The organism is Streptomyces sp. NPDC043738, from assembly GCF_056436545.1.
The window spans coordinates 166,743-184,729 of record NZ_JBWKCJ010000006.1 but is presented as its reverse complement, the minus strand read 5'-3'; the positions used below and the strand labels follow the sequence as shown (position 1 = coordinate 184,729).

The window sequence follows — 17,987 nt, the reverse complement described above, 5'->3', positions numbered from 1 at the left end:
TTTTGCCCCTTGCGGTCACCATTGCACCAACATGCGATGCCGAAAGCCGACCGAATTCGCGGTCTAGGTGTATTGCCCTGTGAGGTTGGGGACGCGGCTGGCGGGTGGTTTGCCCTTGAGCGCGGTGTGTCCGCGGTGGTGATTGTAGGAGTGCAGCCATTGCGGGTAGGCGTCGCGTCGTTCCTGTTCTGAGCGGTAGGGCTTTGCGTAGGCCCATTCGTCGAGCAGGGTGCGGTTGAGGCGTTCGACTTTGCCGTTGGTTTGTGGCCGGTAGGGCCGGGTTCGTTTGTGGGTGATCCCGGCTGCTGCGAGGGCGTCGCGCCAGGTGTGGGACTTGTAGCAGGCGCCGTTGTCGGTCAGGACCCGTTCGACGGTGATGCCGCAGGTGGTGAAGAACGCCTGGGCCCGGGTCCAGAAGGCGGTCGCGGTCTCCTTCTTCTCGTTGGTGAGGATCTCGCTGTAGGCGAGGCGGGAGTGGTCGTCGACAGCGGTGTGGATGTAGCTCTATCCGGCGCCCGAACGGGTCCTGCGGCCCGCTTGCCGGCCCAGTGCCTTGTGGCCGCCGCCGTCGGGGATGTTGCCGAGCTTCTTGATGTCCACGTGGACCAGTTCGCCCGGGCGGTTACGTTCGTAGCGGCGTATGACGCGTCCGGTGGCCCGGTCCAAATGGGACAGGCGAGCCAGACGGAAACGGGCCAGGACCCGGTGCACGGTCGAAGGCACCAGGCCGAGCAGGTGGGCGATTCGGGCAGGGCCCCACCTGCGCAGGAGGCGGACCTTGATGATCCGGCGTTCGGTCCTGCTCGGGGTCCTGCGCGGGCTGTGGTGCGGACGGGAGGGGCGGTCGCTCATGCCGGCCTCGCCGAGTTCGCGATAACGCTGTGCCCACCGCTGTGCGGTGGTCGGCGAGACCTGGAAGCGTTCGGCAGCCCGTCGCAACGGCCAGCCGTCCTCCACGACGCAGTGGGCCAGCCGCAGACGGCCGGTCTCGGTCAGGGGTGCATTACGGTGGGGCACGAGGGCCTTTCGGTCGGTGTAGACGTCGCAATCCACACCGAACCCGGAAGGCCCTCACCCTTCAAGATCCCTCAGCCGAGACCTGCCTCACCTGTCCACAACCTCCCCGGACAGAACATCGGCAGTCCAGCCGTAAGGTGCCGCCGGAGAACAGCACCCAAGGGCCGACGACCACACCCATGACCGCTGGCCCTCCAGCATTCGAGGACTAGCAGCCCGCTGATGAATGTGCCCAGCACGCCCGAGCGTCTGGGTCGCTCAGCTATCTAGGCAGGAAATCGTGCTGCCACGATCTCGCCGAGGTACATCGCGGTATCCCCATCTTCCCGAAAACACCGAAAATCCGGTCGGTGAACCAACGCTCACCCCTGCCACCGCATGTCAGAGGCCCTACTCGTCGAATATCACCAGGTGCCTTCTAAGCGCCTGCTCTATCGGCAGCCACGCCCCCCCAGTCCAAAGCGCGCGTCTGCAATACACCCTCCCGGATCAAGGTTCATCAGAGCGCTATCCCGTAAAGACCGAAAATCGCTAACCGATCAGTTCCTCGAAGAGCTGAACACCGCAACGGCCATATCGTAAAGGGCGTTTAATCCGGCCCACACGCGTGAACTGAACATCGAGCTTTTATCGGTAGAAACAGATCCTTCGAGATCCTCGCCCGTTTCCCGTTAACCTGGGCCAGGCCCATTCCCGCGAAGCATGTGGCGATCAGGGCTTGAACCGGGCTCAGTACGCGTCCGTGTCCGGGATCAGTCCAGCCCGAATGTCGGGTCGCGCGCGACTACTGAGGCTGAACTCGTGGTGTCGTGTCGTGTTCAGGCCGCTCTCGGCGAGGCAGCCGTCTATGAGGTCGTTTCGGTACTGGATGTACCGTAAGCCGCGTCGGATGCGCTGGATGAGGTGTTCGGGGGTGCTGTAGGCGACGTTGGAGAGCCAGCCGCGTCGCAGGAGGGACCAGATCCCTTCGACGGGGTTGAGATCGGGTGCGTAGGGCGGCAGGCAGTGAATGGTCAGCCAGTCCCGTGAGACGGCGAACTCTCGCAGGTCGGTGGCCTTGTGGACGTTGAGGTTGTCCCAGACGAGCGCAATCGGGCCGCCGAGCTGCTGGTGGGCTGCGATCAGCAGGTCCCAGTAGTCGCGCCAAGAGAAGCTCTTGCGCCCGTCGCCCCGGCCGTCGTCCCGGCGCGGGCGGTAGATCAGCCTCGATCGGTGTCCGGGTTTGTAGCAGGTCAGCGCGGCGATCGATATCCGCCTAGGGAACGGCCGCGAACCCGCACGACCGGGGTCCGGCCGCTCTGCGACCAGGTCTTCGCCTGCGGCGGCGTCATGGAGAATCCGGCTTCGTCCTCGAAGACGAGCCAGGCTCCACGGGCCGCCGCTTCTCTTCCGCGCAGGGCCACACCTCCTTGACCCACCCGGCCACTGCGTCGTCGTCCCGCTCCATCGCGCGCCAGGCCGGGACCTGACAGAACCAGCCGTTACGCGTCCGGCAGGGTCTCAAGGATCTCCGCCGCCCGGTCGAAGGCAGCGCGCTCGGTGGCCGAACCCTTCTGCCGGAACGCCGCGTTGATGCAACGGGCAGACGGCCGGGGCCAGGTGCCCTGGTCGCTGACGCTGGCGTAGCGGGACCTGCGAACGCTGACCGGGGTGGTGAAGACCGCCACCCACCTGGTCATCGTGGCGCTGTCCGGGATGCGCCAGAGCGAGTTGCGCGAGATGAACGTCGGCTGCCGCGATCCCACTCGTGGAAGCCGGGCCAGGACTGGTGCGCTACAAGCTGGCCAGCCGCGTGGTCAAGGAAGCGTACGACGCGGCCAAGGTCGCCGAACAGCTCCTGGGCCCTGACGCCGACATCGGTGACCCGCTAGTCACCGGCCCCGCGTATTCGACGTCGCCACTCGGATCACCGCCTACGCCCAGGATCTGGCCAACACGCCGCACCAGCTGATCACCAGTAGCCGCCGCGCCCTGGCAGATCTCACCGCCCTGCGAACCCGGTGGCAGCGCAGCACCGCCGCCACACCAGCCGCGCCTCGCGCGTCGCGCAGCCCGGCCGTCTCCCGGCCCGGCCCGCCACCGCGAGCCATCGCCGCCGGCGCACGAGCACTCCGATGAACCCACCCACTCCGGTCGGCCCCACGGAATCCGGGCCGTAACGCCACCCAACTCGCCCGTGGCATTACGCCGTTGCGACCGCTCCCCCGGCATCCGCACTCTCGTCGAGCTCATCGTTCTCGATCTCCAAATCCTCGACCTTGACCACCGGTTCGCTGCTGGAGTCAGACAACTCCAGGCCGAGCCAGCCTTTGAGTCGTGTGTAGGCCAGACGTAGGAGGACGTCAGCACGCTGTTCCATGAACGTCGGATTCCACTTGTCCTCACGCTGGCCCAGTGCTCGCAGGTGCGGGAGATAGCGCGACATGGCCGCTAGGTCTTCAGTCGTCTGCGCGAAAGTGAAGCCAGAACTGTTGAGGATTGACTCGGCGTCGTCGGCCGTCGAGGCACCGAGTGCCGCGTACAGGACCTTCTTCTCTGCCCAAGGCCGCGAGCTGAGGGACGCGTTGGCAGCTCCTGGTGCCAGGACCAGATTACCCAGCTTGTGGACGGTCTCCTTATCGCTATAGAACTCCTCATCCCACCCACTCGTGGCCGACTGCGGTGCGATGTGTTCGATCGTGAGGTGCGTCTCGTCCTCCCAACCGTCTGCGGTGAAGCATGAGGCGACCCCCGCCTTACCTTGGATGATCAGTCCCGGGTTATCCGGATCTTCAATTGTGTCGTGATATGCAGCCAGAAGAAGGAAACGCGCCAGCGAGGGGCTAATTTTATAGAGCGGCAGTGCGGAAGCATCTGCCAGGAACGACGCCAAGTTCGGGACGCCGCCCTTACCCTCAGGGTCCGACAAACGCGCCGCAAGTTCCTTCTTCAGCGCCTCAGCGTCGACGACCGGATCAGGCTTCGTTGCATCGGGCTCTGCCCACTGCCGGGCGAGGGGTCCAATGCCCGTGAGTGAGTCCGCCCCGGCCATGACGGCCCGGTACTGGCTGTCGATGTTACCCGTGCCGCGGCGGGTTGCTCGCCAGAAGACTGTGAAGGCAGTGATTGCCTTGATCGCCTTCTCGAACTCGGCGATGCGCTTTTCCCTCGCCTCACCTTCGTCCGCGTGGACAGCCTCGGAGTAGAAGCGCACGAGCGGCGCGATGGCAATGGTGTGTTTGAGTGAATTAAGGAAGGCCAGACACAACTTCACGGTGTCCGTCATGGCGGACGCTTCTAGCCCGGGTAGCGCGCGAGGCGAGTTATTCGCGGGTTCCCAGGCATTTCCGATAAAGGCCGCGGTGTCGCGTAGGTGGCGCAGGTACGCGCTTCGATCATCGGCCGAGCCCTTGTGGCGCTCAAAGGTATCGCGCATGTAGACCCGCTGATCCGGGAGGCGCTTGGAGAGCTTCTCTCCAGTCTCTGCCAGCGCAAAAGTGACCAGCAGGTCTCGCGTTGCGTTCTGAAGCTTGTCTCCGACGGCGAAACGGTCCAGGTAGCCCTGAACCGCCTTCATGTATTCGTGTGCGTCCGATTCCTGGTAGTCCTGAATCTTCTCTGCCATCACCACCCGAGGGAGGAAGGTCTCGAAGGCGGTCAGAGGCTCGCCCGTGGTATTCAAAGACTCGAAGATCGTGAAGGCGTAGTCCTCGTCCTTGCCTTGGACGACCGTCAGAGCGATGCGGTTCAAGCCATAGGCGGCAAACATGACGAGTCGCATCAGCTCGGCCTCGGGCTGGTCTTCCAACTCTCCCAGCCAAGCGCAAAGTTCGGAGTCAAGTTCATGGTTGAAGAGCGCACGCTGGAACTCGATGTTGGTGGCAAGGGTTGCTAGCGGCGGCAGATCCTCCAGCTCCTCGATGGACTTTCGCTGCGACAGCTTGTTCAACCCCGTGCGGATCTCGTTGTACCTCTTGATGAGGTCACCTTCGCCGTCGCCCGCATTCTGTCGCGCTGTCGGCTTGAAGTCCGTCGGATTAGAGGTTGCCGGCTCGCTATCGACCAGCAATGAGTACTGGTAGATTAGGTTGGCGATCGGCGACTCATACTTCTTGAGCTTCTCGTCCCTGGCCCACTGATCATCGAAGGCTCGAATGAGGCGCGGGTAGATCGGCGTAGTTCCGAAGTTCTTTCGCTCGTAGAACGCCGCCCCGAGCATCTGCAGGATGTCGCTCGTTTCCGAGTAGAGGTGAGTCCGAGCACTGTCGGTCGGATCCGGCGTCTTGCCCTTGAAGATCTTCCATGCACGCTGACGAATGAGGTTGTGCAGGCCGACCAGCAGGATAAGAAGGCTCGACAGACGCTGTTGCCCATCGATCACAGTAAGGACCTTGGACGGGACCTCGGACTTGACGATTGGCTTCACCGTGACGTGGTTGACATCATGGATGGTGATGACGGTCCCCAAGAAGGTGAAGCTGTCCGGCGCCTTACCTAGATTCTTGAGGCCATGCAGTGTATCGTCGAGCAATTTCTCGACCTTGTCTTTGCCCCAGCCGTACGGACGCTGGTAGGGCGGCAGGTAGAGGCCCAAGCCATTGTCAGAAAGCAGCTCGCGGACACTCTTACTCTGCGCCTCGAATATTTCCTTGGCCTGCGTAGGCATGCGTAGCCCCTTTTCGTTCAGCGGGTTTGTTCAGATCAGATGCGGCATCGCCTTGGAAGGGACCTGCAACCTGCTTTTATGCTCAACGATCGTGTAGTTGGTGTTGCGAAGCGCGATGACGGTATCGAGGAAACAGATCGAGTCCTCGAACTCAGCAAGCTGGTCAAGGCCATGCGCGACCCCACCCAGAAGGCGCCTTATCTCTGGCAGCTCCAGCTGCATGGGCACCGATACGAAGGAACATAGAGCCACTGACTGGGCTCACTGAAGAACTGAGAAGCTGACATCCGTGCCGCATCAAATACCTGCGAGTTTGCATATCCCGGTTTCTCTCCGTCACCGTTCCGCGCCTGTGAGTGAGTCGTCACTCATGGTGGCATATAAGTGGTCGACAGAGGTAGCAGGAGCGCCATGCGCCCATCATGCCGCACATGTGACGTTGCGTCACTCCATCACAGAGAAACTCGACTTGTCGTGGGCGAGTGCGCCGCGTTGCTTCGGGAGGTCTGGGACACAGTCTGGGCGAGGCCACAACCACGAGCCGGACAAGCGTGATTGGAAGTCGGGAAAGCAACAGCGGCCCCAGCTCGAGCTGCTGGGACCGCTGTGTGTGGTTGCGCGTCAGAGGTGGCAGACGGAGCAGCCGGCCTCGTCGTCGTCTGAGTCGAGTGCGTCGGAAAGAACCTCTAGCAAGGGGCGGTTCGGCTTGATGCGCTTGGCCGCACGCTCAAGAGCCGCCTCATGCTTGGCCTCGATCTCATCCTTGCGCTCTATCAGCTCCGGCAGCGACTCGCCCTGAGACCAGGTGTAGTTGCGGCCCTTCATAGCGGTGTGCCGGTAGCGGACCTTGTCCTCGTACTCAACAGCGCGGTCGAAGAGGTCGGGGTGGCGTTCCTTGAGGCCGACCCATTCGTGCTTGCGCTGGAAGAAGCAGAAGTAGCAGCCGGAGCGAGTGCGCCACTCGTAGTAGTCCGGCAGGCCGATGCCCGCCTCGTCGAGGATGCGCATGACGCCGTCCTTGTCGATGCCGTCTTCACGGAAGGGGAAGACGGCGTCGATGTTCGGCTTGGTGCTGACGTAGCCGAGGCGGTTCTCGTCGGCGCGGATGGCGACGTAGGAGATGACCTTGTCGTCGCCGACCCAGTCCTCCAGAGGCTTGATCTTGAGGTTCTTGGTGCACCAGCGCATCTGCGGGCTTGGCAGGGTGCCCTGGTAGACCTCCATCCAGTGGTCGAAGTCGCGGTCGGCGTTGAGCCGCACGATGGACTTGCCTAGGGCGGCCTCAAGCCGGTTGAGGTACTCGTAGGTCTCGGGCAGCTCGGCGCCGGTGTCGCAGAAGAAGTACTCCATCTCCGGGACTCGGTCGCGCATGTAGACGGCGAGCGCCGAAGAGTCCTTGCCGCCGGAGATACCGAGCACGTGCCGAGCCTTCTGGGTGTCGGCTTCGTCGCTCATCCCTGTGCCTTCCTTTCACTCGCCGCAGGCGAGGCATCCGTAACGCGCTGGGCGAGGGCAGCGAGCAGGATCCGTGCTCCGTCCGGGCCAAGTGCCTTCTCGGCCTGCTTCAGGACGTCGGCGGCGAGGGTGCTGGCCTCGCTGCGGGACTGCTCGGGTACGTAAATCAGGGTGCGCTGCTCCACGCCGGCGCTGTCCGTCAGAGTCAACAACTGTGCATCGAGCTTCTCTTCCCGGCTGCGGGTCTCACGCTCGGCATGGTGCAGGTGCCCGACGCGGTCGAGGGCTGCAGCCATCGCCCGGGCCTTTTGGGGGAAGACCTTGGCTTCGTGGTCGTCCCAGTCGCCGAGAGCGGAGTTGGTCAGGCGTACGACGATGGGCTCCAGCCAGTCGTCGTCCTCAAGACTGTCACTGAGAACAAAGTCGACAAAACCCCTCAGTTCCGACGTCAGCACGGCGTCTGCGAACCCACGCAGACGCGCCGCGAGCTGAGTGCGCAACCTGGACAGTTCGTCCGGCAGGCGGAACTCCTCGGCCAGGACCCGGACGACGTCGGCGCGCAACCGACTGTCGATCGCGACGAGTTCGTCCGCCGCCGCGGTGAGACGTTCGACGTACGCGTTCGCCTGTTCTGCGTTGACGCGCGTGCGCGCCGTGACTTCTGGCAGATCGAGAGCCTTCGGCAGCGCGTGGAAGATCATCTCGTCGGGGTCTACTGCCTTGTCGATGGCATAGCGCACCGCGAGAGCGTCGCTGGAGATGTTCTTGGTCTTGCGTGCGTACTTGTTGAGATCGGCCACCCGCACGACCAGGGCGCTCGCGACCGCGAGCAGGTCAGGGTTACGCAGGGCCTTTGACCGCGGCGCCTCCACACCGAGCGAGACCATCAGCTTCTTGACGATGCTGCCGCGCTGACCCTCTCCAGCCGGCGTGTACTTCACTTCAAAGCGTCCCGGCCCCTTGACGAGACGCTCGACCACGTCGATGGTCAACCGGGGCAGATACGTGCCTTCCTCGAACAAGGCAACGTCATGCCGGCGGATGATCAGAGCCGGCACCAGGAACACCGGGACAACGCCCGCCTTAAGCCCGAAGGGCGGGCTCATCAGAGTCCGGATGACCTCCTCGATGCTCAGGCGCTCGGTGGCCCCTGTCAGCACCTCGTTCAGCGCATTCCAGGCGGGCTGGGCGTGCTCGTGGCCTTCGCCAGGCGACGAGAAGCCGTACGGGATCAGGCTCTCCTGTTGACTCTCCGCCTGGGACCCCCCGTTCTGACGGTGTAGACCGAGGTGGGCCAGCACGCCGCTGTACATAGCGCGCTCAGCGCGGTAGCCGCGGCTGAAGCCGAGGTTCTTCTGCCCCGAGGCGGAGAGCATGGCCGTCAGCAGTATGCCGCGGGCCTGGGCGGCCTGGCTGGTCAGGACGTGACGGCCGAGCATCTCGTTGCGGATGTGCGGCGTGCCCGGATACACCGACTCGCAAGCCAGCGAGACCAGTCCGCTCAGGCTACGGGCCGTCAGCTCGGAGGCGGCGGGTTCTTCGCCAGCGGCGATGCCGGTGTGCCACAAGTTCCAGGTCGCTTCGGAGGACGGCGGGTAGAAGGCGTCCTGCAGCAGCTCTAGCAGCTCGGCCTCGGCCTGGACGAGCCGCTCGATGACTTCCCGTCGGGCGACATGGTCGATGTCCTGTTGGTTGCTGAGTTCCTTAAGCGCGACAAGGTAGGTGGCTGTAGTCAGCACCACGTCGGGGTTGGGGGTGGTACCGACAAGCACTGGCAGGGGTGAGTGGACCTCGGGCCGGTCGGCGTCGGTGCCGAGGTGGAAGACGACAAGGCCGTCGGCCGGCTCCTTCAACTCGTCCGGGGCGGCGACGGTCTTGGTCTCTGGGCCGCTGACCGCGGTGTAGAACACGCGCATCATGCCGGTGACCTGGCTGTGACGGCCAGCCACGAATGCCTGCGGTACGAGGCTGCCGAGCCGGTCGATGACCGATGCGTCATCGAAGTGGCTGATGATGTCCTTAAGTCGACCGTCGATGTCGACGTCCGTGCCCTGCCAGACCCGATATTCGCCGCTGAATTCGCGGTGGACCACGAAGCCCCGGCTGACGAGGTCGGCGAGGCGCTCTTCGAGCGCCTTGAAGGCGTCGGGGTCAGCGACGTCGGTGGGGTCATGGAGGGCAAAGTGGATCATCGGCGCGGTGGCGCTCAGGGCCCCGTCGGAGTCGATCAGGTTGAGAACGCCGATGGTCTTCAGTACGTCCTGATCGGCCTCCGGAAGGCCGTTGGCGTCTCGGATGCGTGAGTCGACCTCGATCCACCGGCTCGCGTTGGCGGAGGCGAGCAGGGTGGTGCGTCCGGAGTTGAGGAAGTAGTCGTACAGCTGCGGCAGCCGCACCGTGCTGGCGCGGACGGCCTTCTCTTTGCCGTGCCGGGCCAGCGAGTGGCGGACGGTATTGGGCTCCCCGCTGTTGAGGAAGCCCGACAGGCTGCGGTCGTGCTGGCCGATCTGAGCGGCAAGGATCGGCGCGGCCAGGGCCGTGATCGGGTGCAGCGGGTAGAGATCCGCGAAGTGGTCGGGGCCAAGTTCGGCCAGAACGCCGAGACCGTGCTGCGTCCAGATGTCCGCGGACGCCTCGGCCGAGGCGGTGATCAGAGCTTGCCCCGCGGAGTTGACAGCCGAGTGGTCGAGGCGGCGGCGCAGCATGTGCAGGGAGTCGCCGTGGTGGGGGACGAAGGTGATGTCTTCGAAGCGCCCCTGGATCTTGGCCCATTCACGGGTCTTGAGTTCGCTGGACCGCGAGGCGTAGTCCATGAACGACAGGTGCTGCAAGGTCATCAGGTAGACAGGCAGCCCATTGGGGCCGGCCGCCTTCTCGGCGAGTTCCTGCAGCAGGAACAGGTCGTGCTGAGCGTCGGCGAACTCGTTGTGACCGGCTAGGTGTTCCAGCGTCTTGCCGAACTCGTCGATGACAAGGAGCAGAGGCTGCTGGCCGTCCGAGGTCAGTGCGGTGACGGCGGCGAGAATCTCCTTGGCTCCGGCGCGGTCCGGGTCGGCGCACGCCTCTAGGGCTGCTGCGATGGTCTTCGGGACGCGCTTGCCCCAGCGTCGCGCTGCCGCCGTGTGCAGTGCGCGGGCGAGCGTGGCGACGACGGATTCGCGGCGCGCGGTGGCCACGCCGCCGAGGAATCCCTCGGGGGCAATGGCGTCGCGTGCTGTGGCAAGGCGGTGGGCGAGGGCGGGGCTGGCTTCGTCGAGGATGCGCTCGGCCTCGCTGCGCCGGTTGGCATCCCGCCCAAGCAGAGCGTCGATGAAGTTGGACAGGGTGGATTTGCCGGAGCCGTAGGGGCCGGTGAACGACCAGGCGCGGGTGCGGCGTTGGTCGGCCAGCGCGCTGGCGATGCGTTCCAGGACGTCGACGGCCCGAGCGCCGACGTAGGGGTCGTGCAGGGTGTCCTCGACGTCGCGCTCGAGGTTGGTCGAGCGCATTTGGGAGCCGACGAGTTCGATGCCGGCGGGGAACTGCGGGGCGGAGCTCGCCGGGCTGCTCGGGGTCCGCGTGGGGGTTGCGGTGGTCACGCGGTCTCCTCAAAGAGTGTCTCGGTGGTGTCGGATGTGTCCGTGGCCTTCGTGGCGCGCTGCTCGGCCTCGGCGAGTTCCCTCTGCTCGGCCTCGGCGAGCTTGGGGAACTTGGCGGCCCACTCCTCACGGGTGGGGAAGCCGGGACGGCGGGTGACGAAGTCGTACTGCTCGTCGAGCACTTCCCAGGCCAGATCGAAGGGGTCGGCAGTGAAGGCGAGGCTGCGCTGTCCCACGGCCTCGGTCAGGTTGAGCTGCGGGTGGTCCGCGGCAATCTTCTGCAGCGCCATGACGATCTCGTTCTCCTGGACCCGGAAGGCGCGCCCCGGGGAGCCCGGCTCGTTGGCGAGGCGGGCTACAGAGATGGAGTTGGCCTGGCGAGAGAACTTTGCGGCGTAGTCGAGGCAGGCGTAAGCCAGGACCCGGGCGGGCAGGGTGGTGCGGTGCCCGCTGGTGAACTGCCACTCGGGCTTGCCGCGCGTCCCGACGAAGGTGAGCAGGTCAAGGTCGCGGAAGGGGCAAGCGAGTAGGTCCTCGTAGCTGCCCGGCGAGCCGGCCTTCTCTGGGGCGCTGCGCGCATACATCTTGGTGAGGCATTCGACGTCTCGGACGATCGACGCCTCTTCCGGGCTCCTGTCGTAGGAGAAGTTGACATGCCGGGTGACCACCTGCGTCATGTCCGCGACTGTGAACCGGGAGAACGGCGCGAGGTGGAAGGCCGTGTACCAGGCCGGCGCGTGGCTTCTGGCTCCGGGACGGGAAGAGACGAGCCACCAGTGCAGCAGCCACAGGCTACCGTTCTCTTCCAGGTACGGGTCCGCTCCGTCCAGCTCGTCTAGGAGCCAGCGGGCCTCCCAGGTGGGGTAGGAGAATTTAGCCTGTGTGCCTTTTTCGCCCTTCTTCGTGGGCGATTGCTCGCGTGTCAGTTTGAATGCGCGCGACCAGTAGCGCATGGCGTTGACCATGTTCTTGCCCACGCCGAACTTCACTGGCGCTTCGTCCGCGAGGAACGCGCTCTGGTCATCTTTGACCCGCATGTACGCCTTGTGCAGCCAGCCGAAGCGGGGCGCGAACGTTTCGTGTCGCGCGAAGGCAAAATGGGCGGCTTCCCCAAGCCGGCTGTCTGACATCCGGGACCTCTCTGTGTCCAATGCGATTGCTCTAACGAGGTGGTAAACGGGATAACGGTCAGCGGGGGCCGCGGGCTTCGGCCAGCGCGGCACGTACCTGCGTCGCGGCGCGTTTGACGGCGTGCGCGGCGTGCTCGATCTCGGCGTTCGTGGTGGCGTAGCCCAGCGAGAAGCGGATCGTGCTGTCGGCGTCTTCCCGGGACAGACCCATTGCCAGGAGGACGTGGCTCGGCGTCGGAGCACCGGACGCGCATGCGCTGCCCTCCGAGACGGCGACGTCAGGCATGGCCGCCAGCGCCGCGTCCGCAGGCACCCCTGGAAGGGTGATGCTCGTCACACCAGGCAGGCGCTGATCGCGTCGGCCGTTGATACGGCAGCCGGGCAGGGCGCCAGTCACGAGGTTTTCGAGGCGGTCACGCAGGGCCCCGATCCGCTCGGCCTCCTCACCGAGGCCGTGGCGCGCGGCGTCGGCCGCTGCCCCCATGCCGATGATCCCTGCCACGTTCAGCGTGCCTGCGCGCCAGCCGCGCTCCTGTCCACCGCCCACGAGGAGCGGCCGGTGCGGGAGTGCTGAGCCGCGCCGTACATACAGGGCGCCGACTCCCTGCGGTCCGCCGAACTTGTGGGCCGACAGCGACAAAAGGTCGACGTCGAGTTCAGCGACGTCCACGGGGAGGCGGCCGATGATCTGCGTGGCGTCGGTGTGGACGAGTGCGCCGGCTTCACGGGCCGCCTTGGTCGCGACGCGGAGATCGGTGAGGACGCCGGTCTCGTTGTTCGCCGCCATCAGGGAGACCACCCCCCCATGACGCGAGGCGAAGACCTGATCGAGGGCGTCGAGATCCACCAGGCCGTCGGTGCCGACCGGCAGCAGTACAAGATCCTCGGGGCTTCCGGCGGTGACCGCGCGGGCTGTTTCCAGGACAGCCGGATGCTCAACGGGGCTTGTAACCAGGGGATTTCCGGCGCAGTACGAGGCCCGGAGTGCCAGGTTGTTCGCCTCGGTCGCCCCAGAGGTGAAGATGATCTCGCCGGGTGAGCAGCCGAGGAGGTCGGCTAGCTGCCGACGGGCGACGTCGACCCGATCAGCCGCCTGCCGTCCCGGTTGATGCATGCTTGAGGCATTGCCGACCGATTGCATGGCCTCGACGACGGCCGCAAGGGCCTCCGGCCGGATCGGAGCGGTGGCATTGTAGTCAAAATAGGACGTATCCGGCCCATTCGGCCCGCTCATCATCTGCCACCCCGCCTCGCTCGTGTCGCACACCAATGTACTGCTGGTGGAAACCTTCTCCCGCATCCGGGGTTCCACCAGTAGCTCGCGTGATCCTAGCCGCGAGCCGAGATCCACTCTTTGAATCACTCCAACGCGTGGTGTCGCAAGCCATTTACCGAATGCATGTTCTATATTGCGCGCCTCGCGTACGGACCACTCCCGAAAAGGCCGTCTCGCGGCGGAAAGACGGGACGACTGTGTGGCCAAATGCCTTCGGTGGCTGGTCTTTTAGTCTGATGGTGCTCCTGGTGTCAGTGGCCCCGTCTAGGGTGGTCGACATGTTGAAGCGGCGCAGTATCTGCACGTTGAAGCGCTGCTTGGTGTGCGTCGAGCTGGGGAGGAACTTCGCGATGATGGTCGGTCCTGTGCGAGCGGCTCACGACTTGCCGTCAGCCGCATCGGTCAGGTGAGGCTGTGACGACGTGGTCACCGGGAATGCCCTTCGAGGCAGTCCTGGCAAACGCCCCCATGGACTACATCCGCCGGCACCTCGGCAAGGAGCTGTGCGGCCTCCTTGACCTCATCGAAGGAGGAACGGCGGGTGATGAGCGGTTGCGAGCCGTCGCCGCGATCGCGATCGACGCTGAGCTCCTGGTGGCGGACGAGGACGAGCGCGCCGTAGTGCTCTACCTCGTTCCCGGCCCCAAGCAGGCGGAACTGGCGCAACGGCTTGGGTCGCTGGGTGACGAGCAGCCGCTTCAGTACCTGCAGGCACTGAAGTGGACGCCAGACGAGCGCAGGGCCCTGCTCGAGTTCTTCGGCTTCACGGTCGAGCGCGTTCGGCCTCAACTGCCCTCCTTCAGACAGGAGACGGCCCCCGACTACGCCCTGTTTCCTCATCAGCTCCGGGCGGCACGGCGGGTCAAGGAGCTGCTGTATGACGGCCCCCGCCGGGCCGTGCTCCATCTGCCGACAGGCGTGGGCAAGACGCGGACCGGCATGAGCATGATCTGCGACCACTTGCGGCAGCACGGGCCCACCCTGGTGGTGTGGCTGGCTCATGGGCAGGAGCTGCTGGAGCAGGCCGCGGCCGAGTTCGAACGCGCCTGGGGCAGGATCGGCGACCGTCCCCTGCCGGTCCTCCGCGTGTGGGGCAGTGCTCCCCCGGACCTTGCGGATGTGACCGACGGACTGGTCGTTCTCGGGCTGGAGAAGGCCGTCGCAACCGCCAAGTCCGACCCGCAGTTCCTGCGCACGCTGGCATCCCGCGCCACTCTGACCGTGTTCGACGAGGCCCATCAGATCATCGCCCCCACGTTTCAGGGCGTGGTGGACGACCTGACAGTGCGCCACGACTCCAGCTTGCTGGGCCTCACCGCGACCCCGGGCCGCACGTGGGCGGACATCGGCAAGGATGAGGAACTCGCCGACTTCTTCTCCCGCCAGAAGGTCATGCTGCAGATCGAGGGCTACACGAATCCCGTGACAGCCCTCATCGACCAGGGCTACCTGGCCAAACCGATCATGCGCACGGTGGCCGCGGAAGCCGGCATGCACCTGTCAGCCCGGGACCAACAGAACCTGGCGCGAGCGTTCGAGATCCCGGACAGCATCATCGCCGAGCTCGCGAAGGACGAGCAGTGGAACCTCAAGGTTATCCAGACGATCATGGAGCTGCTCGAGAAGCAGCACCGCCGGATCCTCGTGTTCGCGGCATCGGTGCAGCACTGCCGGCTCATCGCTTCGGTGCTGTCCGCGGCCGGCCTCCACGCGGTGTTCGTGACTGGGGAATCATCTCCACGACACCGCAGCGACGCCATCCGTAGTTTCAAGAGCGCAGCACGCCGGCCCATGATCCTGTGCAACTTCGGAGTCCTGACCACGGGCTTCGATGCGCCCGCAGCCAGCGCCGCCGTCATCGCCCGGCCGACAAAGTCCCTGGTGCTCTACAGCCAGATGGTCGGCCGGGTCATCCGCGGCCCCAAGGCCGGCGGAACCGAAACCTGCGAGATCGTCACCGTCGTCGACCCGGAGCTCCCCGGCTTCGGCGACGTCGCCGAAGCATTCACCAACTGGGAAGATGTATGGGAGACAGCGTGACCGGCGAAGGATACAACTACCGGATCGTCAGCCCTTCGCTGACCGTCAAGGCCATGCGCGACAGCGGCTACAAGAACACCGCCTACGCGCTCGCCGAGCTGATCGACAACAGCATCGACGCGGAAGCCACGCTCGTACAGGTCTTCGCATGCGAGAGCCCCATCGCAGGCGCCACCCAGACTCGGTATCGGGTGGACAAGATCGCCGTCCTCGACAACGGCAAGGGCATGGATAGCGAACTCCTGCGCCGCGCCCTGAAGTACGGAGACGGCCTCGGTGACGACCGCAACCGAATCGGCCGCTTCGGCATGGGCCTGCCCAACTCCAGCATGTCCCAGTGCACCAAGGTCGAGGTCTGGTCCTGGAAGTACGGCGCCGCGAACGCTCTGTACACCTACCTCGACCTGGACGCGATCACCAACGGGCAGGACGAGGTTCCCGCGCCTGTACCTCGCCGTGTGCCGGACGAGTGGGATGACCTGAGCGAAGCGCAGCTGGGCACCAGCGGCACCCTTGTCGTCTGGACGAACCTGGACCGCGTCAAGTGGCACAGTGCCGGGGCTACCCTGCGCAACACCGCCGAGTTGATAGGGCGCGTGTACCGGCACTACCTGCACGACGGATCCGTGGACATCAAGATGGCCCCCGTTCGTGACGGGAAGGTCATCGAAAAGGTCACCGAAGGGGACAACGGCGCCTACTACGCCGAGCCCAACGACCCTCTGTACCTGATGGCGGAGACCGGCACGCCCGCGCCGTTCAGCAGCACTCCCATGTTCGAGCCCTTCCACATGGGCAACGACGCCGAACCCGGGGTCTACCGCTATCCCATCACGGTCGACGGCACCCAGCACACCGTCACGGTGCGCGCATCCATCGCCCGGCCCGAGGCCCGCCGTTCCGATGTAGCCGGCCACCCATGGCCCGACTCCGCCATCCCCAACCGGGAGGGTGGTTTCCAGAAGTGGGGGAAGCACGCCCGTCGGAACGTCGGCGTCTCGCTGGTCCGCAAGGGCCGCGAACTCGATCTCGACACCTCGTGGGCGATCGGCTACGACCCCGTGGAGCGCTGGTGGGGCGTCGAGGTGGACTTCCCGCCCGAGCTCGACGAAGTGTTCGGCGTCACCAACAACAAGCAGACCGCCGTCGTGTTCTCCTCACTCGCCGACTTCGACTGGTCGGCCGAGCAGGACCCCGACGAGACTCCCAAACAGTTCAAGGACCGTCTCCGGGAACTGGGCGACCCCCGTCTGCCGCTGATTGACCTCGCCCAGTACCTCAAGGGCCTGCTCGGCAAGATGCGCAAGAAGCTGAAGCAGCAGACGCTCGGCGGACGCAAGGGCAAGAAGCGGCACGACGAGGACGTCGCCTCCAAGGCGACGGACGCCGTCAAGCGCCGCCAGGAGGACGGGCACACCGGCACGACCGACCGCCTCGCCGAGGAGGCGACGGAAACCGACAAGCGCCAGGAGCAGTTCGCTGCGCTGACCGAGCGACACCACGTCGACGAGGACACCGCCCAGACGTTGGTCGACGAGGCCCTGGAGAACGACTGGCGAGTGCGATGGATCTCCAGCCCCCAGGACTCCTCGGCCTTCTTCAACATCGACCTGCTCGCCGGCATGCTCCAGGTGTCCTTCAACACGGAACACCCCCTGCACGGCAAACTGATGGCCGTCCTTGAGGACGTGCCCGAGGACGCGAACGACGCAGAGCTCCGCCAGCGGCTCGCCCGTGCGACCGAGACCTTCAAGCTGCTCATCTTCAGCTGGGCACGGATGGAGGACGAGATCCCAAGCAAGAAGGAGCGCCGGGTGATCGCGGATGCCCGCAGCGACTGGGGACGCTACGCCCGTGACTTCATCGAGGACGGGAGCGAAGAGGAGTGACGCAGCCGGACTATGTCTGGCAGCAGATCGCGGACCTGATGGAGGACGCCACCGAGGAGGTGGTCGTCATCGCCCCCTTCATCAAGAAGGCGATCTTCGAGGAGACCATCGCCTCGGTGCCCTCGTCAGTCCGGAAGATCACGTGCGTCACTCGTTGGACTCCGGCGGAGGTAGCCGCCGGGGTTTCCGACCCGGAGATCATCGAAGCTGCCCAGAACGACGACCGCATTTCCATTGCCCTGTGTCCGTCTCTGCACGCCAAGCTCTACCGTGCCGACGGCCGCTGTCTGGTGGGCTCCGCAAACCTGACTGGCAAGGCCACTGGGCGCGTGCCGAACGCCAACGTGGAACTCCTGCTGGAGGTGGCGACTGATCACCCCGAGATAGAGCGCGTCCTCGCTCAGATCGACGCCCTCTCGACAAGAGCCACACCCCACATGGCAGCCCTCGTACGAGAGCAGGCAGAACTCCTGAGGAGCGAGCGCGTCACTCCGCCGTCTGAGGACGAAGCGGCCCCTTACTGGTTCCCCGAAACGAGGAGACCGGAGAACGTCTACGCCCTCTACAGCGGGCGGCAGAGCTTCACGTCGCGAGTGGAGGCTGGCATCGTGCGGGACCTGGCCATGCTCGATGTGACCGCTGGCCTTCTTGAAGGCGCCTTCAACGCCGAGGTCGAGGCCCGCTTGCATGCGATCCCGGAACTCGGTCAGCTGACCGCAGAACAGCGTCTCAGCAACGTCGAGCTCCAGCGCGCCATCGCTGAGCGGACTGGAGATACGGAAGATCAGGCGCGCAGGACGACTGAGACACTCTCGGCCTGGCTCCAGCACTTCGGCCGGTACTACACCGAAGTGGGCTCGTGGGAGCTGCGACCTGGCATAGAGCACGCCTAAGATCACAGCCACGGCGTGGCCTGCCAGCGCGTCGCCGACGCACGCGGACACAAGGTGATGGGGA

At 65.2% G+C, this 17,987-nt stretch carries 10 protein-coding genes and 2 pseudogenes; 3 read left to right on the top strand and 9 right to left on the bottom strand.

Features of this window, described 5'->3' with window-relative positions; genetic code table 11:
- Nucleotides 1-63: 63 nt before the first annotated feature.
- The 9 genes and pseudogenes from AC0680_RS11335 to AC0680_RS11295 form a co-directional block, all read right to left on the bottom strand.
- Nucleotides 64-1,017 (bottom strand): annotated as a pseudogene (locus tag AC0680_RS11335) (IS481 family transposase).
- Between the two features lie 819 nt (nt 1,018-1,836).
- Nucleotides 1,837-2,509 (bottom strand): annotated as a pseudogene (locus AC0680_RS11330) (transposase); the annotation flags it as partial.
- Complete coding sequence (locus AC0680_RS11325; protein ID WP_478626960.1) at nt 2,499-2,762, bottom strand: hypothetical protein; 264 nt, start codon at nt 2,760-2,762, stop codon at nt 2,499-2,501. The gene AC0680_RS11325 and the pseudogene AC0680_RS11330, both read right to left, overlap by 11 nt.
- 437 nt (nt 2,763-3,199) lie before the next feature.
- Nucleotides 3,200-5,662 carry a DUF262 domain-containing protein gene (locus tag AC0680_RS11320; RefSeq protein WP_478626957.1) on the bottom strand — a complete coding sequence of 821 codons (2,463 nt, stop codon included), beginning with the start codon at nt 5,660-5,662 and terminating at the stop codon, nt 3,200-3,202.
- Nucleotides 5,663-5,692: 30 nt separating this feature from the next.
- On the bottom strand, nt 5,693-5,884 hold the full coding sequence (locus AC0680_RS11315) for a hypothetical protein (protein ID WP_478626956.1): 192 nt from the start codon (nt 5,882-5,884) through the stop codon (nt 5,693-5,695).
- Nucleotides 5,885-6,283: 399 nt separating this feature from the next.
- A complete protein-coding gene (locus AC0680_RS11310; RefSeq protein WP_478626953.1) occupies nt 6,284-7,117 on the bottom strand; it encodes a phosphoadenosine phosphosulfate reductase domain-containing protein in 834 nt (277 codons plus the stop codon).
- Nucleotides 7,114-10,695 carry an ATP-binding protein gene (locus AC0680_RS11305; protein WP_478626950.1) on the bottom strand — a complete coding sequence of 1,194 codons (3,582 nt, stop codon included), beginning with the start codon at nt 10,693-10,695 and terminating at the stop codon, nt 7,114-7,116. The genes AC0680_RS11310 and AC0680_RS11305 overlap by 4 nt, the downstream gene beginning before the upstream one ends.
- Nucleotides 10,692-11,825 carry a DUF4007 family protein gene (locus AC0680_RS11300; RefSeq protein WP_478626948.1) on the bottom strand — a complete coding sequence of 378 codons (1,134 nt, stop codon included), beginning with the start codon at nt 11,823-11,825 and terminating at the stop codon, nt 10,692-10,694. Before AC0680_RS11300 ends, AC0680_RS11305 begins: the two co-directional genes overlap by 4 nt.
- Nucleotides 11,826-11,883: 58 nt before the next feature.
- Nucleotides 11,884-13,125 (bottom strand): cysteine desulfurase family protein, encoded by a 1,242-nt coding sequence (locus tag AC0680_RS11295; RefSeq protein WP_478626946.1) that lies wholly within the window; start codon nt 13,123-13,125, stop codon nt 11,884-11,886.
- Between the two features lie 444 nt (nt 13,126-13,569).
- Between AC0680_RS11295 and AC0680_RS11290 the strand changes: the two genes are divergently transcribed.
- From AC0680_RS11290 to AC0680_RS11280, 3 genes are read left to right on the top strand one after another with little or no spacing between them, the layout of a single operon-like run.
- Nucleotides 13,570-15,141 carry a DEAD/DEAH box helicase gene (locus tag AC0680_RS11290; protein WP_478626944.1) on the top strand — a complete coding sequence of 524 codons (1,572 nt, stop codon included), beginning with the start codon at nt 13,570-13,572 and terminating at the stop codon, nt 15,139-15,141.
- Nucleotides 15,138-17,030: an ATP-binding protein gene (locus tag AC0680_RS11285; protein ID WP_478626941.1), complete on the top strand. Its 1,893-nt coding sequence runs from the start codon at nt 15,138-15,140 to the stop codon at nt 17,028-17,030. Before AC0680_RS11290 ends, AC0680_RS11285 begins: the two co-directional genes overlap by 4 nt.
- On the top strand, nt 17,027-17,923 hold the full coding sequence (locus AC0680_RS11280; RefSeq protein ID WP_478626939.1) for a phospholipase D family protein: 897 nt from the start codon (nt 17,027-17,029) through the stop codon (nt 17,921-17,923). Before AC0680_RS11285 ends, AC0680_RS11280 begins: the two co-directional genes overlap by 4 nt.
- The last annotated feature ends 64 nt before the right edge of the window (nt 17,924-17,987 follow it).

Coding starts and splice junctions, on each gene's coding strand:
- AC0680_RS11300 (WP_478626948.1), bottom strand. CDS start 11,825: ATGTCAGACAGCCGGCTTGGGGAAGCCGCCCATTTTGCCTTCGCGCGA.
- AC0680_RS11310 (WP_478626953.1), bottom strand. CDS start 7,117: ATGAGCGACGAAGCCGACACCCAGAAGGCTCGGCACGTGCTCGGTATC.
- AC0680_RS11315 (WP_478626956.1), bottom strand. CDS start 5,884: ATGCAGCTGGAGCTGCCAGAGATAAGGCGCCTTCTGGGTGGGGTCGCG.
- AC0680_RS11295 (WP_478626946.1), bottom strand. CDS start 13,125: ATGCGGGAGAAGGTTTCCACCAGCAGTACATTGGTGTGCGACACGAGC.
- AC0680_RS11290 (WP_478626944.1), top strand. CDS start 13,570: ATGGACTACATCCGCCGGCACCTCGGCAAGGAGCTGTGCGGCCTCCTT.
- AC0680_RS11320 (WP_478626957.1), bottom strand. CDS start 5,662: ATGCCTACGCAGGCCAAGGAAATATTCGAGGCGCAGAGTAAGAGTGTC.